Source organism: Leptotrichia hongkongensis, assembly GCF_041538065.1.
Taxonomy (GTDB): domain Bacteria; phylum Fusobacteriota; class Fusobacteriia; order Fusobacteriales; family Leptotrichiaceae; genus Leptotrichia; species Leptotrichia hongkongensis.
The window spans coordinates 75,745-99,943 of the sequence record NZ_JBGORW010000006.1 but is presented as its reverse complement, the minus strand read 5'-3'; the positions used below and the strand labels follow the sequence as shown (position 1 = coordinate 99,943).

The following is a 24,199-nucleotide window of genomic DNA, read 5'->3' as shown; positions in this document are numbered from 1 at the left end:
AAACTCGCTTTTAACAAAAGTTATTTTAATCTCGTAAAGTTTTATTAATTTAAATATGATAGAAAAGCTCAAACAAGTTGTCTTTTACTGAAAAATTAAAATCTCGAAAAATCATAGCAAATATTTTTTTGACAAAATTTTTACTAATTTTTGTTTTAGTTAAATTAATCATTATAATTAAACTAAAAAGTGTCGTGATTTTTTGGAAATAAAATCGACTGTTTGAGCGAAGTTTTACGCAGCGAGTTTCGATTTTGTTTCAAAAAAATGCTTAGACGAGCGGGGATTGTAAAGGGGATGGTGACTGATCCCCTTTACGTAAAAAAAAGAAAAAAATATAAATTAATAGAAAAATCTTTATTAACTAAAATAATCTAAAAAAAATTAAGAAAAATAACTTAGTGAAAACATTTGAAAATAGAAGTTGATTTAAAGTTATTTGATAAAAAATAGAAAAAGAAATAGGGGGCATAGATAGAAAAATGAGTACGAAGTATTTAAAGGTTAAGCCATCAGAAGATTTTTTTAGGAAATACGGAATTAAGAATTTTGAGATTGAGTATGTTAATTTATTTTCTAAAAAGAGAGAGATTGAAATATTTGTGAGGGTTCATAATTTTGAGGCACATAATGAGATACAGGATTTGAGGCAGCTGCTTTATAAGAGTTTTGAAAATGGTTTAAAATTGAAGATTAAGATGGATGTTAATCCTGAATTGATACAGAAGGATGTTATTGGATTTGTAAAATTTGCAATTGAGAATTATAAACATGAGAGTAAGAGATATCAGTATATTTTTGCAAGTTATGAAGTGGAAAGTTTGGGAAATACGGTGTTTATAAAATTACCGTCGCATCATTTGATAGAAGAGGCCAAAAGAACTGAGGCAAAGGAAGAACTTACAAGAAAAATTTATGAATGTATGGACAATTCGATAAAAATTGAGTTTGTAAATGGGGATTTTGAGGAAGTGAAGGCTAAAATTAAGGCTCAAAATGAATTAAATTCGGTAAAGGCAAGCGAACTTCCAAAGTATGAAAATGCTAGTGTAAGTAATGGTAATGGCAGTAAATATGGAGGAAATGGAAATTTTAATAATGGAAATAACGGAAACGGTTATTCAAATGGCGGAAATGCTAATGGAGATAGTAACAAAGGTAACTACAAATGGAAAAAAATTCCTGATTTAGATGCTATGCCATTTTCAACACTTGATATTTTGAACAATGGTGATGATGTGGCACTAGAAGGAAAGATATTTAACGTAGATATGAGAGAAACTAAGAATGGGAAGTTAATGTGTGATTTTATGATTACAGATTATACAGACTCTGTTAGCTGCAGAATATTTTTTAACACGAATGAGGATATTAAGGTAAAACTTGGGGAATGGGTAAAGGTTACTGGAAGTTTTGAGGCGGATATGTATAGTGGTGAAAAGTATGTGAGAACGCAAAGAGTGGAAGCTATAGAATCTAAAGATGTGAAAAAAGAGGACAATGCACCCAAAAAAAGAATAGAACTTCATGCACACACGAATATGAGTGAAATGAGCGGAGTTATGTCAATCAAGGATTATGCGAAAAGAGCTAAAGAATTTGGGCATAGCGGGATTGCTGTAACAGATTACGGAGTAGTACATTCATTTCCGTTTGCGTTTAAAGAGGCAAATGAGGATTTTAAGGTTATTTTTGGGATGGAGGCGTATGTAGTTGATGACGAGCAGGACTTGATTACAAATCCTAAGGACAAGATGATTGAAGATGAAATTTATGTTGTATTCGATATTGAAACGACAGGATTTGATCCTTTTAATGACAAGATAATTGAAATTGGGGCTGTGAAAATGCGTGGAAGGGAGATTATTGGAGAATTTTCTGAATTTGTAAATCCTGAAATTCCAATTCCGCCAAAGATAACAGAACTTACAACAATTACTGATGAAATGGTTGCAAATGCTGAAAAAATAGAAACAGTACTTCCAAGATTTCTAGAATTTTGTACCGATACAACGGTAGTTGCCCACAATGCGAAATTTGACGTGGGATTTATCAAGCAAAAAACTATTGAGCAAGGACTTGAGTATTCTCCAAGCGTAATTGATACGTTACCTTTGGCTAGGACATTGCTTCCTGATTCGAGAGGATATGGTCTTGCTAATTTGGTGAAATATTTTGGGATCACGCTTGAAACACACCATAGGGCTGTTGATGATGCAAAGGCTACTGCGGAAGTTTTTCAGAAATTTTTAAATATGATTTTAAGTAAAGGGATTTTGAAACTAATTGAGATTAATACGGATTTACAGCCGAATATTCAAAATTCTGAAACATTGAACACGATGATTTTGGTAAAAAATCAGGCTGGGCTTCGTGACCTGTACGAGCTTGTATCACGTTCCAACATAGAATTTTTTGGAATGAGAAGGCCTAGAATACCAAAAACTTTGTTAAACAGCATGAGGGAAAATCTGCTAATTGCAAGTTCGGCTTCAGCTTCTGAAAGAAATAAGGGAGAACTTGTAAATCTTTATTTACGTGGGGCAGAAAAAGATGACATTGAGGAAAAAGCGAGATTTTATGATTATATTGAGATTCATCCGCATACAAATTATGCTGACATGGTGGAAAGAACTAGCAAGGAAATTGAAAGTTACGATATAATAAAGGAAATGAACAAGTATTTTTACGAACTTGGAAAAAGTCAGAATAAAATTGTAGTTGCGACGGGAGATACCCATTATCTTGAAGAGCGTGAAGCAATTAACAGGAATGTTCTTCTTTTGGGAAGTGGAACAATGTGGAAAACTGAAACTTCGGAAGGAGTGAGAGGGTATGAGTTTTTCGATAGAAAATTGTATTTTAAAACTACTGAAGAAATGTTGGAAGCATTTGATTATCTGGGAGAAGAAGCGGCTCAGGAAGTCGTTGTGGAAAATACTCATAAAATCAATGATATGATAGAGCAGGTGCGTCCAATTCCAACTGGATTCTATCCGCCGAAAATTGATGGGGCAGAAGATGAAGTAAGAGAGATGACTTATAAGAAACTTGAGGAGCTTTATGGGGAAAATATTGATAAAAGCCTGAAGGAAAGAGTGGAAAAGGAGCTTAATTCGATTATTCAAAATGGATTTGCGGTACTTTATTTAATTGCACAGAAACTTGTGCATAAATCGGTGGACGCAGGTTATCTTGTAGGTTCACGTGGTTCAGTTGGATCTTCAATAGTTGCCTATCTTATGGGAATTACCGAAGTAAATGGACTTTATCCGCACTACAGATGTCCGAAATGTAAGCATACGGAATTTATGAACGAAGAAGGAAGTGGAGTTGACTATCCTGACAAAAATTGTCCAGAATGTGGTACAAAATATATAAAAGATGGACACGCTATCCCATTTGAAGTGTTTATGGGATTTAATGGAGATAAAGTGCCAGATATTGACTTGAACTTTTCTGGTGAATATCAAGGAGAGATTCATAAATATACGGAAGAGCTGTTTGGAAGTGACAATGTCTTTCGTGCTGGAACGATTTCTACGCTTGCCGAAAAGAATGCTTTTGGGTATGTGAAAAAATATCTTGAAGAAGTGGAAGGAACGCCTGAAATAAAAGAAAGAAAAGCAGAAGTTATGAGAATTGCAAAAGGCTGTGAAGGGGCTAGAAAAACAACTGGACAGCATCCCGGTGGAATGATAGTCGTTCCAAAGGACAAGTCAATTTACGATTTCTGCCCAATTCAGCGTCCAGCAAATGATATGAAATCAACTTCCAAGACAACCCATTTTGATTATCACGTAATGGACGAACAGCTTGTAAAACTGGATATACTGGGACACGATGATCCGACAACACTTAGAATTTTACAGGATTTGACAGATGTTGATATTTATACGATTCCGCTTGATGATAAGGAAGTAATGAGTTTATTCAGCGGGACAGAAGCACTTGGTGTAACTCCAGATGAAATCGGCTCTCCGACAGGTACATCAGGAATACCTGAATTTGGTACATCTTTCGTAAAACAGATGCTAGTTGACACACGTCCAAAAACTTTTGCGGAATTAGTCAGAATTTCTGGACTTTCACATGGGACAGATGTTTGGCTGAATAACGCACAGGACTACGTAAGAAGTGGAATTGCAACTTTGAGTCAGATTATCACGGTGCGGGATGACATTATGAATAAGCTGATTGACGATGGACTGGATAAATCATTAGCCTTTTCCATAATGGAATTTGTCAGAAAAGGACAGCCTACTAAAAATCGTGAAAAGTGGCAGGAATATTCTAAAACAATGAAAGAACACGGTGTAGAGCAGTGGTATATTGATTCATGCGAAAAAATAAAATATATGTTCCCAAAAGGGCATGCGGTGGCTTATGTAATGATGGCAGTAAGAATCGCTTATTTTAAAGTGCATTATCCAATCGAATTTTATACAGCTTTCCTAAATAGAAAAGTCGGAGATTTTAAAATGACAACAATGTTTAGACCAGTAGAAGAATTAAAACGTGCAAAAATGGAAATGGACAGAAAAGGAAACTTAAACGCTAAAGAAAAGCAAGAATTATTTTTGTACGAAATTTTGATTGAAATGCACTACCGTAAAATCGAGCTGGAACAAATTGACATTTATAAATCGCAAGCAAAACTTTTCACAATACAGGACGGTAAAATCAGAATGCCATTAATCGCAATGGATGGACTAGGGGAAGCTGTTGCTGAAAATATCGTTTCTGAACGAAAAGTTGACTTTTTATCAATCGAGGATTTAGTAAAACGTACAAAATTAAATAAAACGATTGTGGAACTGATGAAAGAATATGGATGTTTAAAGGATTTGTCAGCAACAAATCAGCAGACATTGTTTTAGAAAATAATACAAAATTAATTCCGTTTTCAACTATTGACAATATTTTAGACTGTGTTTTTTAAGCATAAAATATGTTATACTAAACACCGTTTAAAAAAATGAAAAAGATGAATTGCTGTTAAAAATATTGACAATTATAAAAAGATATAATATGATGTATTTATGAGAAGTTGATGTTAATTAGAATTGTAGGTTAATTTAGGGAAATAACCTCACTTGTAGAAATTAGTAACTAATGTGAATTTCTAAAGAAAAAGTTATAAAAAATGAACAAATTATAAATAAATATCGGAAAAGTCTTTTAATTAACATGGCTTTTTCGATTTTTATATAAATAATAAAAAATACAGGAGGATGTTAGGATGACGGATATTGAAATTGCTCAAAATGCGAAATTGAAAAAAATCGGTGAGATTGCAGAAAGTATTGGACTTACAGAGGATGATTTTGAGCCTTATGGGAAATATAAGGCTAAGGTTAGTTTGGAAGTGCTGAAAAAAAATGCAGGGAAAAAAGATGGAAAATTGATTTTGATGACAGCTGTTACTCCTACGCCTCCGGGGGAAGGGAAGTCTACTGTTACTGTTGGATTGACTCAGGCGTTGAACAAGTTTGGATATAAGTCGATTGCGGCACTTAGGGAGCCGTCTTTGGGGCCTGTGTTTGGGATGAAAGGTGGAGCAGCTGGTGGCGGAATGTCGCAAGTGGTACCTATGGAAGAGATAAATTTACATTTTACAGGAGATATTCACGCAATTTCTGCTGCGCATAACTTGATTTCTGCGTGTATTGACAATCATATACATTTTGGAAATGAACTTGATATTGATGTGAATAATATTACTTTTAAGCGTGTGCTTGATATGAATGACAGAAATTTGAGAAGCATTGTCGTTGGGCTTGGACCAAAAGTGAATGGCGTGCCTCGTGAAAATTCGTTTCAGATAACAGTTGCTTCGGAAATTATGGCAATTTTCTGTCTTGCTGATTCTATTACTGACTTGAAGGAAAGAATAGGGGAAATAGTTTTTGCGTATAATAGAAAAGGAGAAATGCTTAAAGTTAAGCAACTTAATATTCAAGGGGCAGTAGCGGCATTGCTAAAAGATGCGATAAAGCCTAATTTGGTACAGACTTTGGAAAATACGCCTGTATTTATTCACGGTGGACCTTTTGCGAATATTGCACATGGATGTAATTCGTTGCTGGCTACAAAAATGGCTTTGAAATTGTCGGATTATGTAGTTACGGAAGCTGGATTTGCAGCTGATTTGGGGGCTGAGAAATTTTTAGATATAAAAGCTAGGCTTGGGAACTTGGAGCCAAATGTTATTGTAATTGTTGCGACGGTTCGTGCATTGAAGCATCATGGTGGAGACAAGGACTTGAAGTCGGAAAATATTGAAACATTAACAAAGGGGCTTGTAAATCTTGAAAAACATATTGAAAGCATGCAAAAGTATAATTTACCAGTTGTTGTGGCGATTAACAAATTTATAACTGATACTGATGCTGAAATTCAAGTGATAAAAGATTTTTGTGCAAAAATGGACGTGGAAGTTGCCAACTGCGAAATTTGGGAAAAAGGTGGAGAAGGTGGAAAAGAGCTTGTGGAAAAAGTTATGAATGCCATCGAAAAAAATGAAAAATCAGATAAAAAATACACTCCACTTTATGATTTAAACTTGTCAATTCGGGAAAAAATTGAAAAAATTGCAAAAGAAATTTACGGAGCGAATGGAGTAAATTTTGCCCCGAAAGCACTTAATAACATAAAAAAATACGTAGAAAACGGCTATGACAAATTGCCAATATGTATCTCAAAAACACAAAAATCATTGTCAGACAACCCAAATCTGCTAGGGCGACCAACAGGCTTCACAATTACAATCAATGAAGTGAGATTATCAGCTGGAGCAGGATTCTTAGTAGCAATGGCTGGAGAAATTATAGATATGCCAGGATTACCTAGAAAGCCAGCGGCAGAGTTAATTGACATTGATGAAAATGGAGTAATTTCAGGATTATTTTAAATTTAATATACAGATATAATAGAATGGAAAAACATAAAAATGGAAAATACAAAAGTAAAAATGCGAAGACGGGACAGAGAAATTACGGACAACGAAAAAATAAAGGAAATTATAAAAAACTGTGATTGTTGCCGTCTTGGCTTAAACGATAACGGAAAAGTCTACATTGTTCCACTAAATTTTGGCTTTACCGAAGAAAATGGAAACTATACATTTTATTTTCACGGTGCAAGAACAGGGAGAAAACTTGATATAATAAAACAAAATAACTACGTAGGATTTGAACTTGACACAAATCACAAAATTTACACAAAAGGTGATAAAGCCTGCAATTATACCGCCAGATTTCAAAGTGTAATTGGAAATGGAAAAGTTGAGATTATTGAAGATTCACAGGAAAAAATGAAGGCTTTGCTGGAACTGATGAAACATAATACTGGAAAAACAGAATGGGAGTTTGACGAGCAAATGCTGAAGGCAGTTTGTGTGTTTAAACTTGTAGTTGAGGAGATGAGCTGTAAAGAGCATGAGTAGAGAGAATTTGAATGGAGGTAAAAAATGTCAAAAAAATATAATTTTGAAACAATCTTAAACAGAAAAGGGCAAGGTTCGTACAAATGGGAGCAGATGTATGAAGTATTTCCAGAGCTGGAAGACGATATTGTTCCGTTTTCTGTGGCGGATATGGAGTTAAAGATTGCTCCTGAGATAACGGAAGGAATGAAAAAATATATTGATGAGGCGGTTTTGGGGTATTCGGGGACTTATACGAAATATTATGAGGCTGTTATAGGCTGGATGGAGAGAAGGTACGGTTTTAAGGTAGAAAAAGACTGGATTTTGTGTACTCCTGGCGTGGTTTCAGCTATATATGTTGCGATTAAGGCTTTTGCGAAGGAAAATGAAGGCGTGATTACGTTTACTCCTGTTTATTTTCCGTTTTATAGTTCGATTACTTCAAATAATAGAAAATTGGTGGATTGTGGATTAGTTGAGAGTAAAAATGAGAATGGTGAAGTCAAGTATTTTATTGATTTTGAAAAATTTGAAGAGTTTGCAAAAGATAAAAATAATAAAATATTGCTTTTATGCAGTCCTCATAATCCGCTTGGGATTGTGTGGAGCAGGGAAGATTTGGAAAAGATTGGAAAAATTGCGGTTGAGAATGATTTGATTGTAATTTCTGATGAGATTCATTTTGATATTGTGATGGCTGGGCATAAACATACAGTCTTTCAGACTTTATCAGAAAAATTTGCTGAGATTACAATAACATGTACTGCCCCTACAAAGAGTTTTAATCTAGCTGGAGCAGGAATCTCAAATATAATTATCAAAAATGAGAAATTACGTAAAAAATTCAAGACTGAAATGGAAAAAATGTCGATGCATGTTTTTTCAACATTAGCATATAAGGCGTGTGAACTGGCTTATACAGAGTCAGAAGAATGGTTAGATGAATTTTTACTGTTAATTGATAAAAATCAGAAATTGGTAAATAAATTTTTTGAAGAAAGATTTGTAGATTTGAAGGCACCACTAATACAAGGGACTTATTTGCAATGGCTAGATTTTCGGGCATTGGGGCTTAAAAATACAGAACTCAAGGAATTTATGAATAAAAAATCAAAAATATTTTTTAGTGAGGGATATACATTTGGAAGGGCTGGAGATGGATTTGAGAGAGTAAATCTAGCTGTGCCAACTAAATATTTGGAGAAAATGCTGGAAAGACTTTATGAAGTGCTAAAAGTGGAATTTCCAAAATTTTGTAAATAGAATTTGATTTTATGTTTTACTTTTTTGAGGTTATTGTGGTATAATATAAAGGAAAAACAAAATTTTCTACTTGAATAAAAAAATTGAAAAAAGGATGGAGAGATATAAAAATGAAAAAAGTGAATAGCTTTTTGACTGATAAGTGGAAATATTGTAGAAAGAATAGCTTTAGGAGGGGAGCTTGTGACAAAAAAAATAGATAGGATTATCGAAGCAGGGAAAGAAAAAATAAAAAAATTAAAAAAAGTGGAAATAGGAGTATTGGCATTAATTAACACAGTCATAGGATTCAATATGAGTGCAGAACCATTAAATATGCCAAAGGAATATTCTGAAAATATCACAGTAAAAGGTCAGGAAAAAGACGTATTTGATTATGACTTTAATAGTGATGGAATCAATGAGAAAGTTGTTGTAACTTATAATATAGTAGATAATTTGGTAGGGGCTGTTGTTTCGATTTACACAAATCAAGGTGGAAAAGAAATTTTAACTTATCAAGTAGCTTTTGATAAAAAGTTTGATATTTTAGAATTTCAAACAATGCAAAAAATGTTTGACAAGGTTAAGGAATATTACCCTGAATACTCTAAAAATATTCAGCCTAATGAAACTAGATATATTACAATTTATGGGGATAACAAGAACAAAGATATAGTTTTTGATAAAATAAAATTTAATAATCATGCACCAGAAAATACAAATAATTTTTTATTTATAAAAAAGGGATCAAGCTTGCTGGAGGCACCAAATGGAAATGTCATAACACATTTAGGATTTAGTGAAAAACCTGAAATACTATTTGATATGGTATCAGATGCTGCAAACAGTCCAAAATGGTACTTTACGGAATTTACAAAAAAAGCTAGCACTAATGTAAGTAAAAAAATTAATAAAGATAAAGATGGTAAGGTTATTGCAGAAAATCCAACGACTGTTAGAGGATTTATAGCTGGTAATGAAGATACTGTTTCACCAAGAGGTTTTTACTGGGATAAAATGATTCAAAAAATCGAGATTGTAAATAAATTCATTGATACAGCAATTAAAGATAATGAAAAATTGTATATTATTACTGAATACAAGCCTTTATCACGTGATAAACCTAGTGAAAAGGACAAATTTGGAAATAAAAATAATCAAAGTATCATAGGTTATACAAATTCTAAAAAAGAAGGAGAAATTATTAATATTCCTGATCAGACAATTTTTAGAATAATTGGTGAAGAAAATAATATGTTAAAAATAGAAACACCATTTTATGGTGGACCTTACTTCATTGAGAAAAAAGAAGAAACATATAAACAAGTAGAAAATATAAAAGGTAAGGTAAATAAATTTGTTGCAATTGACCCACATAGTCAAACTGAAGCACTATTCCAAAGAAATCCTGAAACTGAAAAATATGAAGTGGTAACATATTCTTATGTAACGACAGGAAGAGATGGATGGGGATCATATGAAACACCACATGGAGCATTTTTAATAGCTTTCACAAGACCGTATATGACATTTACAAGACACGCAAGAGAAGGGGATAAAACTCTTCCTGGAAGATCAGACTTGACTATCGGAGGAAGTGCTAGATATGCAGTAAGATTCAGTGGTGGAGGTTATATGCATGGAATTCCTGTAGGACTTGACTTTAGAGGGTCAACATTAAATACAGGAGCAGCTCATAAAATAGGAACTTATAAAGATTCTCATAAATGTGTAAGACATTTTGATGATCAGATTGAATTTATTGTTGGATGGATAAATGCAGACAGTAAAATCAAGGATAGAGATAACACAATACCTGAAGAGCCTGTAATAGCAGTAGTTTTATAAAATAACCTTAAAATAAATAATAAGGAGAAATAAATTTATGATAAATAAAATAAATTTACAAAAAATGAAATTTTCAATGGTGGCATTATTAATACTTTCTGTAATGTCAATTAATGCTTTTTCAGCACCGAAGGAAGTAAAAAAAATAGAATGGAAACAAATTTCATTGGAGCCTGATCTAGATGGAGATGGAATTAAGGATAAAATAGATGTAGATTATGCAGTAGAAGGAAATAATGTACGTTTAAAATTTACTCCTTATGTATTTAATGAAAAAGCTAAATTTACAAAAGGAAAAAGTGTAGAAAAAACAATAACTAAATCTGAATTTGAAGCAAAATTTGATACTTTTATAAAAGGATTTATAGCAGAATATCCAAAAAAAAGCGGAGTTACATCTGCACAAAAGCAAAAAACACAGACTCAAAAATCAGAAAAGAAACCAGAAACAGTGCAGCCAGCTAAAGAGATAAAGACTAATGAAATGGACAAAAAGCCAGTTTCGCCAAAAAAAAATGAAGATAATTCTAAAGGAAATCAGAAAAATAACAAAACTATAGAAAATACCAAGCCTGTAGAAACTTCAAAACAGTCTAATATGGAAAAGGTACAAAATTCTGTAACTGAAAAAAAAGAAAATGAATCAAAGGAAAAAGAGACAAAAGAAACTATAGAAGCACGAAAAAATACAAATTCATCAAGAGGACAATACTCATATATTAAAGAATTTAATACTCAAAGACCAAAGAACTTAACATTCAATTTTCAATACGACAAACATTCACCAAAAGAAATGGATGAATTTGTTTTTGTAAAAGAAGCGACAAATATAAGAAAAGAGCCAAATTCTAATGCAAAAGCTATAAAATCGGCAGCATATTCTCATAAATACAAAACAACTGGTATCGTTAAAACTAATGCTGGAAATAAATCAGATGAATGGTATGAAGTATTTTTTGATAATCAAATAGGTTATATTCCAAAATCAGCTGTTGAAAAAAGAGAATTTGACTGGAATGACATGATGGCAAAAGTTGAGAAGACAAATAAGTTTATAAAGGAAGCAGTTAGTGCCAATAAAAAAATATATGTCTTAGATGATTATGTTCCACTTGGAGGAGGGGAATCAGGTAAAAGAGATAAATTTGGAAATCGTGCTAATCAAAGTGAATTTGGTTATACAGATAAAAGTTTTAAGGATTATATAAATATTCCAGATAGAACAATTATGATTGTGGAAGAAGAAAATGATAAATACGTAAAAGTTAAAATAGATGCCTATGATAATGGTACTTATTATTTAAAACCTTCTACAAAAAGATATTTGAAAGATGCAGGAATTACTGGCGAAATAACAAGATTTATCTATGTTGACAGAGCAAGTCAAAATGAAATGGTTATAGAAAAAGCAGGAGATAACTGGAATGTAGTAACTTCTTCATTTGTAACTACTGGAAAAGATGCTGGAAATTCATTTGCCACACCTTATGGAACTTTCCTAATTGCTTACTCTAAACCTGTAATGCAGTACACAGGTTCAGATAACAAGGCAGTTGTAGGAGATGCAAAAAATGCCGTAAGATTTAGTGGTGGAGGTTATATGCACAGTATTCCATCATTATTTGAACCTAAAAATACAAGAGAGCAAAGAAAGGCTGCAACAGCTAAAAAAATAGGAACTTATCCAGAATCTCATAAATGTATAAGACATTATGATGATCAGATTAAGTTTATCTATGATTGGCTAGGAAACTCGACACCTGGACATCCAGAAGGATTTAGAGTGCCTAGTGTTCCTACAGTTATGTTAGTGAAATAATAAATTAATTCAGATGTTTGGGAAAATCCATCTCTAAAAAAAACCTTTTGGAAACACATATTATTCAAAAGGATAGTGTGTGTTTTTTATTTGTCTAAAAAAATAGGGAAAATTTTAATTAAATAAAAAAAATTATAAGGAGGAAAATTTTGGAATTTTTAAAACATTTTCAATTTGGAGTAAATGAACTGCTATGGCTGGGGTATTTAATATTCAATTATACAGCTGTTTTATTAGCTTATAGATTTTGGGGAAAAGTTGGTGTACTTATTTTTGTACCGCTATCAGTAGTTTTGGCAAATATACAGGTATTAAAAATGATGACATTATTTGGTATTGATACTACAATGGGAAATATTGCGTTTGGTGGTGTATTTTTAGTCTCGGATATTTTATCTGAGGTAGAAGGAAAGAAATATGCAAAAAAATTAGTTACAATTGGATTTATTACAATGGTATTTACTACTATCGTGATGAACTGGGCCTTAGCAATAAAGCCTGCTCCAGCAGATGAATTTCAGCAGCATTTAAAACCGATATTTGGACTTGCAATTAATGAACTGTCAGTTATAAGGGTAACATTAGCGAGTATGACAGCATTTATAATATCGCAGTTATTTGATGTGTGGGCTTATCAGGTAATTAGAAATTGGCGTCCGAGTTATAAAGATATATGGATAAGAAATAATTTAAGTACAGTAGTTGGACAAGTGATAGATAATTCATTATTTACATTTCTTGCATTTGCAGGTGTATATAATATTCAAACTTTATTTGTCATTGCGTTTTCAACATATTTTCTTGAATTATTTATCTCTGTGATGGATACGCCGTTTGTATATTTAGCGGCATTGTGGAAAAAACAAGGAAAAATTAAGGAGTTAGACGAGCGAATATAATGATAAGATATAGTGTAATAAAAGAAAAAAATCCTAGAGAAATAGTGCTTTTAAAAGGATTCAGCTGTGCATATGGAAAATGTGCATTTTGTAATTATATTTTGGACAATACAGATAATGAAGAGGAAATGAACAGAGTAAATTTGGAGGCGATTAATCAGATTACTGGTGAAGAAGGAGTTTTACAAGTTATAAATTCTGGCTCTGTTTTTGAACTGAACGATTTTACACTTTCTAAAATTAAGGAAGTTTGCAGTGAGAAAAATATAAAAATATTGTATTTTGAAGCGTATTTTGGGTACATAAACAGGCTTAATGAAATTAGGGAATATTTTAGTGAGCAGGAAGTGCGCTTTGCTATTGGAATGGAAACTTTTGATAATGAATTTAGAACAAAAGTGCTTACCAAAAATTTTATTACAAATGATAAAGTTTTGGAAAAAATAAAAAAAGAATATAAAATGGGACTTTTTATGATTTGTATAAAAGGGCAGACAAAAGAAATGATTTTACGAGATATAGAACTTGCGCAAGAGTATTTTGATGAAATAGCCTTAAGTGTATTTGTAAATAATGATACAAAAGTGGAGCGGGATGAAGAACTTGTAAAATGGTTCTTGACAGAAATTTATCCAGAGTTAAACAAAAAGAAGAATATTGAAATTCTAGTGGACAATAAAGATTTTGGAGTATATGTACAATAAAAAAAGGGGGATTATTCCCCTTTATTTTTTGAAACTCCAATTCCGTTTTCAAACATATCAATTTCATTTTCCAGTTCCTTTAAATCACTTCGGACATAATGCTCATTGTCAGTTCCAAGTCTAAAAGTACGAACTAGCGGACTATTTTTATGATTTACTTCAAACATATATTCTTCCACAATCATTTTTTTCCGATTGTTAGTCAAATCATCTTCAAAATCTATAACAAGTGTCACATTCAAATCAGAAAATTCACTAATATCTATCCCTTTTTCATTCACTAAATAGTTCAAAATACTTTGCTTTATTACAAATTCCAATTCTTCTTCAATTATTTCACGTGGTTTTTCAATATTTTGCGTTAAGTATAAGATAGCTTTATCTAAAAAAATCATATTTATTCCTCCTTTGATAATTATATTTTTTATTATATCATAATTCTTAATGTTAAATCCAATATTTAAAAAAATTTTATAAATCCAATAAGATAATTGAATATAAAAATAGTTTTAAAGTTCAGATTAAATATTATAATTATTTATACTAGGCTTTATTTGAAGAAAATTATATTTTAATTATTTGAAATTATTAGGTTTATATCCTTTATTAAAAAAGTTTGTAATAATTTCGTTATTTAAATGGAGTTTAGTATTATACTGGTTAGATTAGTTGAATTCTGAAAAAAAGAAAATATAATATAAGCGAAATTAATAAAAATAATTATTAATTTAATAAGATATACTAAATTTTTATACTATCAATTTTAAAAAAAAGTAGAAAAAAAAGCAAAAATGATTTATAATATAGCGAAGTAATAATAATTTTAATAATTTAAAGTTATTGGAATATATAAATAGATATTTATTAAAATATAAAATAGGAGAAGATATGGCTAGAAAAATTAGTATAGAAGCCGATAGCTTGAAAAAAATATATAAAAACAGGGAAGTTGTAAAAAGTGTGAGCCTGTCGATGGAAAAGGGGGAAGTTGTAGGACTTCTTGGGCCTAATGGAGCAGGAAAAACGACTACTTTTTATATGATTACGGGGATTGTAAGGCCTAATCATGGCAGAGTCATGTATAATGGGGAAGAAATTACAAATTTACCGATGTATAAGAGAGCTAGGCTTGGGCTTGGTTATTTGCCACAGGAGGCATCTGTCTTTAGAAACTTGACTGTAGAGGAAAATATTGTATCGGTTCTTGAAATGCGAGGAGTGAATAAAAAAGAAAGAATTGCTACAATGGAAAATCTTATTGAAGAATTTAAATTGTCTCATGTAGCAAAAAGTTTGGGATATGCACTTTCTGGAGGGGAACGTAGACGTGTGGAGATTGCTAGAACTATTTCTACAAATCCAGACTTTATACTGCTTGATGAGCCTTTTGCGGGAGTAGATCCGATTGCGGTTGAAGATATTCAGAATATAATAATGCAGTTAAAGGAACGTGGGCTTGGAATACTGATTACCGATCATAACGTGCGTGAAACATTGAGAATTACAGAAAGAGCCTACATAATGGCAGAAGGTACAATTCTGATTGCAGGAACAGGACAGCAGATTGCAAATGACGAAACAGCGAGAAGAGTATATCTAGGGGATAACTTCAAGTTAGATTAGAAAATTAAAAATAATAATTTTACAATAATAAAATAAAGATACAATAGGAAAGGAGTGGGATTGTTTCAACAATCTCAAACAAATAATGACAGGAAATGAAATAAGAAAAAGTTTTGTAGATTTTTTTAAATCAAAAGAGCATAAGCATTTTGAAAGTGCATCGCTTATACCGGATGATAAGAGCTTATTGCTGACTGTAGCAGGAATGGTACCGTTTAAGCCGTTCTTTTTAGGAGAAAAGGAGGCACCATTTAAAAGAATCACTACTTATCAAAAATGTATCAGGACTAATGACTTGGAAAATGTAGGAAGAACGCCTAGACATCATACGTTTTTTGAAATGTTAGGTAATTTCTCATTTGGAGATTATTTTAAAAAGGAAGCTATTGAGTGGTCTTGGGAGTATATAACGAAAGTATTGAAACTGGAAGAGGACAGACTTTGGGTGTCTGTGTATAAAACAGATGACGAGGCTTATGAAATTTGGAACAAGGAAATTGGAGTGCCAGCAGAAAGAATTGTTAGGCTTGGAGAAGAAGATAACTGGTGGGCAGCAGGACCTGTAGGATCTTGCGGACCTTGCAGTGAGATTTATTACGATACTCAGAATATGGGAAAAAATAACGAAGAAGCTGACAGAAAGCCAGGAGATGACGGAGATAGATTTTTAGAAATCTGGAATTTGGTATTTACTGAATGGAACAGGCTTGAAGACGGTTCACTTGTGCCACTTCCAGAAAAAAATATTGATACAGGGGCAGGACTTGAGAGAATTGCTTCAGTTGTACAAAACAAGGATAACAACTTTGATACTGATTTGTTTACAAATATTATAAAAGGTATAAAATCTGTACTTGAAATTCAAGGAAATGAAAATGAGGAAGCAATAAAAATTATTGCTGATCACGTTAGAGCCTCTGTATTTTTGATTGGAGATGGAGTGTTGCCGTCAAATGAAGGGCGTGGATATATTTTAAGAAAAATTATAAGACGTGCTTTTGGAGCTGGAAGTTCTGCAAAACAGAAGATTTTTGAAAAAGAAGATATATTTCTTTATAAATTAGTTCCTTACGTTCTTGAGACAATGAATGAAGCATACCCAGAATTAGCTGAAAAGCAGGAATATATTGAAAAGGTTATAAGACTGGAAGAAGAAAGATTTGCAACAACTTTGAAAAATGGAACTGAAATGCTTGAAGAAGAAATTCAGAAATTAAAAGCGGAAAATCAGAAAGAATTACCGGCTGAACTGACTTTCAAATTGTATGATACTTTTGGATTCCCATTTGAACTTACAAAATTAATTTTGGAAAATCAAGGATTTGAAGCATCAGAAGAAGAATTTGAGAAAAAACTGGCAGAACAGGTGCAACGTTCAAAGGATAGCAGAACAACAATTTCTGATATGATAAAAGATGAATTTATAGATGAGTTTTTTGAAAAGCACGGAAAAACTGAATTTACTGGATATTCACAAAATTTTGAGGAAAAAAGCACGCTTTTACATATTGCCAAAAGTGAAGGAATTTCAGGATATGAGATGATTTTTGATAAAACTCCGTTTTATGCTGAATCTGGAGGGCAAGTTGCTGATACAGGAATTATCACTTCTGGAGAATTTGAAGGAAAAGTTGTAAACGTGGTTAAAAAACACGATGTCTTTATTCATCAGGTTGAAATTACAAGGGGAATTGCTCCAGCGGTAGGCGTAGAAGTGAAAATGCAAATTGATGTAAACCGTAGAAAAGATATTCAGAGAAATCATACAGCTACACATATTTTACACAAAGTTTTAAGAGAAAATTTAGGAACACATGTAGAGCAGTCTGGATCGCTTGTGGATGATGAAAAATTAAGATTTGACTTTTCACATTACGAAGCAATCAGTCCAGAAATGATTGAAAAAATTGAAAAAGGTGTAAATGACATTATTTTATCAAATTTACAGGTAAAAATAAATTATGAAAATATTGAAGATGCAAAAGCAAGAGGGGCGATGGCACTTTTCTCGGATAAATATGGAGATATAGTCCGTGTTGTTGAAATTGACGGATATTCTATCGAGCTTTGTGGAGGAACGCACGTTAAATCAACAGGAGAAATAGGATTATTCAATATTGAGTCTGAAAGCGGAATTGCTTCAGGAACACGTAGAATTACAGCTACAACTGGACATAAGAGCTTAAATTATGTAAATAGGCTTGAAGAAAAAATAAAAGAAATATCTGATATTTTTAGAACAGATGAAAAAAATGTCGTAGATATTATCGAAAAATATATTGGAGATATGAAAGCTGCAGTAAAAGTGCATGAAGAAATGCAAACAAAACTTGTAAAATATGAAATTAATGAAATGCTTGAAAATGTTGAAGCAGTAAATGGTGTGAAAGTGTTAAAATCTTCATTTGAAGATAAAAATGTTGATGAACTGAAAGAGATTGTAGACAGAGGAAAAGAAAAAATGCAGTCTGGAATCATCATTTTGGGAACAAATAACAATGGAAAGGCAATTTTTGTAGTTGGAGTTACAAAAGACCTGGTTTCAAAAGTGAAGGCTGGAGAAATAGTAAAAGTTGCAGCACAAGTCGCTGGCGGAAACGGTGGAGGACGTCCTGATTTTGCACAGGCTGGTGGAAAAGATGGAAGTGCTGTAAAAGAAGCTGTTGAAAAAGCATTTGAATTTGTAACTGAAAAATTATAATAAATTTACTTTTAGATATGCAGATTTAGATTTTTACTAAAGCAGATATTATTAAGTCTATAAAATAGTAAATTGTTTAAGAAGTGAGAAATAAAAAATGAAAAAATTTATTGGATTAGATGTAGGAGATGTCAGAATTGGAGTTGCAAAATGCGATCCTTTGGGAATTCTTGCAACTGCTCTCGAAGTAATTGACAGAACAAAGACAAATCCTATTGAAAGAATAAAGGAAATACTAGATGATGAAGGCACAAAAAAAGTTGTTGTGGGAATGCCGAAGAGCCTTGATGGCACGAAAAAACGTCAGGTGGAAAAAGTAGAGGAATTTGTGGAAGAGTTGAAAAAGAATATTCCAAATATTCAGATTATCTTTGTAGATGAGCGTTACACAACAACAGAAGCTGAGCATTATCTAAAAAACTATTCCAAAAAGAATGGAAAAGAACGTAGAAAAGTAGTAGATATGGTTGCAGCATCAATAATTTTGCAGAAATATCTTGATACATTGACTTAAAAACTCTAAATGTAAAATTTTTAATTAGAATAACAATTAAATTTTATTATAAGCATTGATATATTTTAAAATAAGCAAAATTTCGTTAAAAGAAAAATAGCTGTTTGAGCTTTTGGAATAAATTTTGAAATATATTTAATTATTTATATTAAAAATAATTGAAATTGAAAAGCGAGTTCTATTTTTCTTTTATAAGAAAGTTTTACGTAAAGCCGGGATGCAAGGACATGGCGTTTGATGTCCTTGCTTAAATAAACTTAAAAATAAATAAAACTTAAAAAGTAATAAAAATATATTAAACATATTTATAAGAATAGATATTTAAATAAAAAAAGAAAGGATAAAAAAATGCAGAATAAAAAATCACATTATGTTTGGTTATTTTTGGTAATTTTTGTTCCAGCTCTTATTTTGTACTTTAATAAAGTAAAACTGGGACTTGATTTACGTGGTGGAACATCAGTTGTATTACAGGCACAGGGGAAAATTGAGCCTGATACAATGAGCAAAGTTAAAAATATTATTGAAAGAAGGGTAAATAGTATTGGAGTTGCTGAGCCTGTTATTCAGCTTAGTGGAAATGATAAATTGATAGTGGAGCTTGCGGGGATAAAAGATCCTCAAAAGGCTATTGAATTGATTGGTACGACAGCGAAACTTGAGTTTAGAATAAAAAATAAGGACGGTTCTTACGGGCCTGTTTTATTGGAAGGTTCTGCATTAAAGACAGCAGGAGTTTCTAGAGATCAGGTTGGGATGCCTTCTGTAAGTTTTGAATTAAATTCACAAGGAGCAAACACTTTTGCTAAGATTACAAGGGAGAATATAGGAAAACAGCTGGCAATAATGCTTGATAACAAGGAACAGTCAGCACCTACAATTAACAGTGAAATTAACGGAGGAAGCGGAATTATAACTGGAAGATTTTCAATCGAAGAAGCAAATAATCTTGCAAATCTGTTAAAATCAGGGGCATTGCCTGTGGAAATTAAAATTGTTGAAAATAGAACAGTTGGAGCAACACTTGGAGTAGATTCAATAAGACAGACTGGAATAGCTGGGTTAATTGCTCTAGGTGTAATTTCAGTATTTATGATTGCTATTTATAAAATACCTGGAATTGTTGCAGATATAGCACTTTTAATAAATGGAGTCCTAGTTTTAGGATTACTTAGCGGAATCGGTGCAGCGTTGACACTTCCTGGAATTGCAGGATTTATATTAACATTAGGAATGGCAGTTGATTCAAATGTAATTACTTATGAGAGAATAAAGGAAGAATTACGGCTTGGAGAATCGCTTCATGATGCAGTTGAAAGAGGTTATGAAAATGCCTTTCCTGCCATAATTGATGGAAATCTGACTACAATGCTTGTGGCGGCTGTGCTGTTTTTCCTAGGAACTGGGCCAATTAAAGGATTCGCAGTGACATTGGCACTTGGTGTAGTTGCTACTGTAATTACAGGAGTATTTGTTTCAAAAATATTTTTAAAATTATTCATAAAAACATTTAACATAAAAAGAGAACAGCTGTTCTGGAAAGGAGCTTTAAATGAAGATTAATTTAAAAGTTATACAACGTAGAAACCTTTTTTTAGGTATTTCAGCAATAATGGTTATAGTTTCATTGATTTCGCTGTTTGCAATAAAGCTAAATCTTGGTGTAGATTTTAAAGGTGGAGAGTTAATTCAGTTAAAATATGATAAGAAAATTGATCAAAATGCAGTGAATGAGACATTAAACAGTTTAATTGGCGAAATTCCTAAATTAAAGGCAAAAAGAGTTCAGTTTTCAGATACAGATAATACTGTTATCATAAAAACAGAGCAGCTTGATAATACGCAAAAAACAAAAATAATGTCAGAATTAAGCAAAAAAACTGGTAAATATCAAGTTGTAAAAAATGAAACTGTGGGAGCAGTAATCGGTAAGGAATTAACTGCAAATGCAATTCAGTCTTTAATAATAGGAAGTATCCTGATTATTATTTATGTTACTATAAGATTTGAGTTTGTTTATGCTCTGGCAGGAGTGATAGCACTTATTCACGATGTTATTATTGCCTTTGGAGTTATTGCGATACTTAAATATGAGATTGATACTCCATTTATAGCCGCAATTCTTACAATTTTAGGATACTCTATTAACGATACGATTGTCGTATTTGATAGAATTCGTGAAAATATTCAGAAAAATAGAAAAGGTAAAAATAAAACTGTGGAACCATTTGATCTTGTTATTGAAAAATCAATAAATCAAGTGTTCACAAGATCGATTTATACTTCATTGACAACTCTATTTTCAGTAATTGTACTTCTGATTTTAGGTGGAGATACATTAAAAACATTTAGTATGACTCTATTTGTAGGAATGCTTGTTGGAACTTATTCATCAGTATTTGTAGCAAGTCCTTTAGTTTACATAATGAAAAAAGGTAAAAATGAGCCTAAAGTTAAAGATGTTATAAAAAGTTCTGGTAAAACAGTAAATGGATATGATGAAAAAGATAAAGTGCTAGTATAATCAAAAATAAAATGATAAATTTAGAAGGTGAATTGAAAAATGCGATGCTGGGCAGAAATAAATATAAATAATTTGTATAGCAATATTGATGAAATTAAAAAAATTGTGACAAAAGACAAAATAATAGCAGTTATAAAAGCAGATGCTTATGGACATGGGATGCTTGAAATTTGTAATGCTCTTATAAAAAAAGGGATTAAGAATTTTGCAGTTGCAACAAGTGACGAAGCGCTTAAAATAAAAGAACTTCATGATGATATTATGGTGCTGATATTAGGACCTGTGGAAAATGAGTACATGGATTTGATTGCTGATAAAAATATTTATTTTATGGTAACAGATTTTGAGGAAATAGAATATTTGGAAAAAACTGGAAAAGAAAAAGGGAAAACTACAGATGTGTTTATAAAGATAGATACAGGAATGGGACGTGTAGGCTTTCAAGAAAGTGAGACTGAAAAACTGAATGAAATTCTTAAAAATTCCAATCATATTAATCCAATAGGAATTTTCTCGCATTTTTCATCATCAGATAGTGACAAAGACTATACAAAATTGCAGGAAAGCAAATTTAAAGCAATGTGTGAAAAAATATCAAGTGGGATATCATCAATAAAATACAGACATCTGCACAACAGTTTTGGAACTTTGAAGTTTCAAGATAGCATAGAAGATTTTGTGAGAGTGGGAATTATACTTTATGGAGGGGTTACAGACAAAGAAACAGCTCCGTATAAATTTAAGCCAGTAATGTCTCTCTTTGCAAAAATCAGCTATATAAAGACATTAAAGGAAGATAGTTTTATAAGTTATGGAAATACTTATAAAGGAAAAGCTGGAAAGACCTATGCTACAGTTTCTATTGGATATGCTGACGGAGTAAGACGTGACTTGTCAAATAAAGGCTATGTTTTTTATAAAGGATATAAATGTGAGATTGTAGGACGTGTCTGTATGGACCAGCTTATAATTTTACTTCCTGAAGAATTGAAAAATGAAGCTAAAAAAGGCGATGTTGTAGAATTTTTTGGTGAAAATATAAGTGTTGTAGAGGTTGCTGATTTATGTAATACTATTTCGTATGAGATTTTGTGTGGAATAAGTCAGAGAGTGCCTAGAATTTATGTGGAAAAATAGAGGTAGGGAAAATGATGCTGGATATTGGCTTTATAGTTTTACTGATAATATTTATTTTTCTTGGATATAGAAGAGGATTCTCTTTGGAATTTTTCAATATGTTTAAATATATTTTTATTATTTTTATAACAAATTATATTTGTAAACTTTTTTTTAATTCAGAGAAAATTAAACCTCAAAATCAGTTAAAAATTTTTGTTATTATAGTTTTAGTCCAATGTATTGTCTATTCTGTAGTTCTTATAGTTAATAGAAAATTTTTAAAAAGTATAAAAATAAAAAGATTTGATAAATTTTCTGGAATGATATTTGGAATAATGGAGTTATTCTTTGTTGCAGTTATTGTTTATATTACAGTAATTACAGGATCTATAGGAAGTAAAAGAATACGTGAAATAAGGGACAAAAGCCTTTCCATTCAGTTTATGACAAAACATGCATTAAAATTTGCAGATTCTTTTCCAAAATTCATAAAAGATGATGTGGAAAGATATGTTGTTAGCCAGAGAGAGAAAGAAGTAATAGATGATGTTTTAAATAATTATAAAAATCCAAAACCAGATAAATTTGAAAAAACAAAAGATATTGAATAAACACCTTGGTACAGAAATAAAAAATGATTATAAGATAAAAATAAAAAAGGAAAATTGATAAAAATGAAAATAATTGACAGATATATCTACAATTCACTTTTTTTGCCGTCAATATTTGGAATTAGCATATTTACATTTATTATGATGTTAAATGTGATAATGGAAGTTATGGAACGTCTGTTTGCAAGTGATTTGCCATTTATATCTATAATAGACTATCTATTTTATGCTATACCGGGAGTTCTTGTACAGACAATACCTATGGGAGCATTTCTTGGGGTAATGCTTGTTTATGGAGGACTTTCAGAAACGAATGAAATTGTTGCAATGGAAGGTTCTGGAATAGGACTTTTTAGAATAATCCGACCAGCATTTATTTTTGGAATAATATTGACGTTGATTGGTTTAGGGCTTGAAATATATGTAAATCCCCGTGCCTTAAAAAATATAAATGCACAGACAAAACAAATTCTGGCTTCAAAACCAAGTTCATTGTCAGAAGAAAAAGTTTTTTTGACAAATGAGGAAAAAGGCTTCGGATTTTACATTGATGAAGTAAATAATGAAAAAGCAACAGCTAAGAATTTCCTGATTATAAATAAACGTGGAGATAATCCATATCCTATAGTATTTCTTGCAGAAAATGCAAAATTTGATCCAGGAATTATACGATTAAAGAAAGTAAAAGGATACGCTTTTGATAAAGACGGTAATAGCCAAGTTTCTGCTTTGTATCAGGAGCAGGAAATACCAATCACTACTTTTTTTAGGGAAAATAAGAAAGAAGTAAAAAAAAGCCGTAAAGAGATGGATATAAAAGAATTGAATGAATTTTATAAACAGAATATAAAAAATCCTGAAGAAAAGGAAACTGCACTAAAAGCACAGGTAGAAATTTACCAAAGACTTATAGGACCATTTGCAAGTACATTTTTATGCTGGCTGGGAGTACTGCTTTCAGTAGGGCATAGACGAAGTGGAAGAGGAATAAGTTTTGGAATAAGTTTGATTGTTATATTTGGTTATATAGGAATGGCAAGTTATGCAAAGATCATGGTGCTAAAAAATAATGTACCTGCAAACATTGCAATGTGGGTTCCTAATTTTGTTTTATTTATAATGTGCATATATTTTTCAATAAAGAAATATAAAGGAAATTAGCG

17 protein-coding genes are annotated in these 24,199 nt (G+C 31.7%); 16 read left to right on the top strand and 1 reads right to left on the bottom strand.

Features of this window, described 5'->3' with window-relative positions; genetic code table 11:
- Positions 1-482 precede the first annotated feature (482 nt).
- From ACEG17_RS05965 to ACEG17_RS05930, 8 genes are all read left to right on the top strand, one after another.
- Complete coding sequence (locus ACEG17_RS05965) at positions 483-4,880, top strand: PolC-type DNA polymerase III (RefSeq protein ID WP_299571298.1); 4,398 nt, start codon at positions 483-485, stop codon at positions 4,878-4,880.
- A gap of 362 nt (positions 4,881-5,242) precedes the next feature.
- Entirely contained in the window at positions 5,243-6,913 is a 1,671-nt protein-coding gene (locus ACEG17_RS05960; RefSeq protein WP_372582952.1) for a formate--tetrahydrofolate ligase, read from the top strand.
- Between the two features lie 39 nt (positions 6,914-6,952).
- On the top strand, positions 6,953-7,447 hold the full coding sequence (locus tag ACEG17_RS05955) for a pyridoxamine 5'-phosphate oxidase family protein (RefSeq protein WP_372582951.1): 495 nt from the start codon (positions 6,953-6,955) through the stop codon (positions 7,445-7,447).
- A gap of 24 nt (positions 7,448-7,471) precedes the next feature.
- Positions 7,472-8,692, top strand: a complete 1,221-nt coding sequence (locus ACEG17_RS05950; RefSeq protein WP_372582950.1) for a MalY/PatB family protein — start codon at positions 7,472-7,474, stop codon at positions 8,690-8,692.
- Positions 8,693-8,875: 183 nt separating this feature from the next.
- Entirely contained in the window at positions 8,876-10,522 is a 1,647-nt protein-coding gene (locus ACEG17_RS05945) for a L,D-transpeptidase (RefSeq protein ID WP_372582949.1), read from the top strand.
- Between the two features lie 37 nt (positions 10,523-10,559).
- Positions 10,560-12,341 (top strand): L,D-transpeptidase family protein, encoded by a 1,782-nt coding sequence (locus ACEG17_RS05940; RefSeq protein ID WP_372582948.1) that lies wholly within the window; start codon positions 10,560-10,562, stop codon positions 12,339-12,341.
- Positions 12,342-12,490: 149 nt separating this feature from the next.
- Complete coding sequence (locus ACEG17_RS05935; protein ID WP_372582947.1) at positions 12,491-13,240, top strand: queuosine precursor transporter; 750 nt, start codon at positions 12,491-12,493, stop codon at positions 13,238-13,240.
- Complete coding sequence (locus ACEG17_RS05930; protein ID WP_372582946.1) at positions 13,240-13,944, top strand: radical SAM protein; 705 nt, start codon at positions 13,240-13,242, stop codon at positions 13,942-13,944. Before ACEG17_RS05935 ends, ACEG17_RS05930 begins: the two co-directional genes overlap by 1 nt.
- Positions 13,945-13,955: 11 nt before the next feature.
- On the opposite strand, the gene ACEG17_RS05925 is transcribed toward ACEG17_RS05930, so the two are convergent.
- The gene (locus tag ACEG17_RS05925; protein WP_372582945.1) at positions 13,956-14,339 is read right to left on the bottom strand and encodes a hypothetical protein; all 384 of its coding nucleotides are present in this window, start codon (positions 14,337-14,339) and stop codon (positions 13,956-13,958) included.
- 493 nt (positions 14,340-14,832) lie between these two features.
- Between ACEG17_RS05925 and lptB the strand changes: the two genes are divergently transcribed.
- From lptB to ACEG17_RS05885, 8 genes are all read left to right on the top strand, one after another.
- Positions 14,833-15,567: an LPS export ABC transporter ATP-binding protein gene (lptB, locus tag ACEG17_RS05920; protein ID WP_026748294.1), complete on the top strand. Its 735-nt coding sequence runs from the start codon at positions 14,833-14,835 to the stop codon at positions 15,565-15,567.
- An 85-nt stretch (positions 15,568-15,652) separates the two neighbouring features.
- Positions 15,653-18,268, top strand: coding sequence for an alanine--tRNA ligase (alaS, locus tag ACEG17_RS05915; protein WP_372582944.1), 2,616 nt, complete (start codon positions 15,653-15,655; stop codon positions 18,266-18,268).
- 97 nt (positions 18,269-18,365) lie between these two features.
- A complete protein-coding gene (gene ruvX / locus ACEG17_RS05910; protein ID WP_372582943.1) occupies positions 18,366-18,782 on the top strand; it encodes a Holliday junction resolvase RuvX in 417 nt (138 codons plus the stop codon).
- Positions 18,783-19,130: 348 nt separating this feature from the next.
- Positions 19,131-20,345 (top strand): protein translocase subunit SecD, encoded by a 1,215-nt coding sequence (secD, locus tag ACEG17_RS05905; protein WP_299574884.1) that lies wholly within the window; start codon positions 19,131-19,133, stop codon positions 20,343-20,345.
- On the top strand, positions 20,335-21,306 hold the full coding sequence (gene secF, locus ACEG17_RS05900; RefSeq protein ID WP_299574886.1) for a protein translocase subunit SecF: 972 nt from the start codon (positions 20,335-20,337) through the stop codon (positions 21,304-21,306). The genes secD and secF overlap by 11 nt, the downstream gene beginning before the upstream one ends.
- A 39-nt stretch (positions 21,307-21,345) precedes the next feature.
- A complete protein-coding gene (gene alr / locus ACEG17_RS05895; RefSeq protein WP_372582942.1) occupies positions 21,346-22,443 on the top strand; it encodes an alanine racemase in 1,098 nt (365 codons plus the stop codon).
- An 11-nt stretch (positions 22,444-22,454) separates the two neighbouring features.
- Positions 22,455-23,036, top strand: a complete 582-nt coding sequence (locus tag ACEG17_RS05890; RefSeq protein WP_372582941.1) for a CvpA family protein — start codon at positions 22,455-22,457, stop codon at positions 23,034-23,036.
- Between the two features lie 63 nt (positions 23,037-23,099).
- Positions 23,100-24,197, top strand: coding sequence for an LptF/LptG family permease (locus tag ACEG17_RS05885; RefSeq protein WP_147005989.1), 1,098 nt, complete (start codon positions 23,100-23,102; stop codon positions 24,195-24,197).
- Positions 24,198-24,199 lie beyond the last annotated feature (2 nt).

Coding starts and splice junctions, on each gene's coding strand:
- ACEG17_RS05940 (WP_372582948.1), top strand. CDS start 10,560: ATGATAAATAAAATAAATTTACAAAAAATGAAATTTTCAATGGTGGCA.
- alaS (WP_372582944.1), top strand. CDS start 15,653: ATGACAGGAAATGAAATAAGAAAAAGTTTTGTAGATTTTTTTAAATCA.
- ACEG17_RS05890 (WP_372582941.1), top strand. CDS start 22,455: ATGATGCTGGATATTGGCTTTATAGTTTTACTGATAATATTTATTTTT.
- ACEG17_RS05930 (WP_372582946.1), top strand. CDS start 13,240: ATGATAAGATATAGTGTAATAAAAGAAAAAAATCCTAGAGAAATAGTG.
- lptB (WP_026748294.1), top strand. CDS start 14,833: ATGGCTAGAAAAATTAGTATAGAAGCCGATAGCTTGAAAAAAATATAT.
- ruvX (WP_372582943.1), top strand. CDS start 18,366: ATGAAAAAATTTATTGGATTAGATGTAGGAGATGTCAGAATTGGAGTT.
- ACEG17_RS05950 (WP_372582950.1), top strand. CDS start 7,472: ATGTCAAAAAAATATAATTTTGAAACAATCTTAAACAGAAAAGGGCAA.
- ACEG17_RS05960 (WP_372582952.1), top strand. CDS start 5,243: ATGACGGATATTGAAATTGCTCAAAATGCGAAATTGAAAAAAATCGGT.
- secD (WP_299574884.1), top strand. CDS start 19,131: ATGCAGAATAAAAAATCACATTATGTTTGGTTATTTTTGGTAATTTTT.
- ACEG17_RS05925 (WP_372582945.1), bottom strand. CDS start 14,339: ATGATTTTTTTAGATAAAGCTATCTTATACTTAACGCAAAATATTGAA.
- ACEG17_RS05885 (WP_147005989.1), top strand. CDS start 23,100: ATGAAAATAATTGACAGATATATCTACAATTCACTTTTTTTGCCGTCA.
- ACEG17_RS05955 (WP_372582951.1), top strand. CDS start 6,953: ATGGAAAATACAAAAGTAAAAATGCGAAGACGGGACAGAGAAATTACG.
- alr (WP_372582942.1), top strand. CDS start 21,346: ATGCGATGCTGGGCAGAAATAAATATAAATAATTTGTATAGCAATATT.
- secF (WP_299574886.1), top strand. CDS start 20,335: ATGAAGATTAATTTAAAAGTTATACAACGTAGAAACCTTTTTTTAGGT.
- ACEG17_RS05965 (WP_299571298.1), top strand. CDS start 483: ATGAGTACGAAGTATTTAAAGGTTAAGCCATCAGAAGATTTTTTTAGG.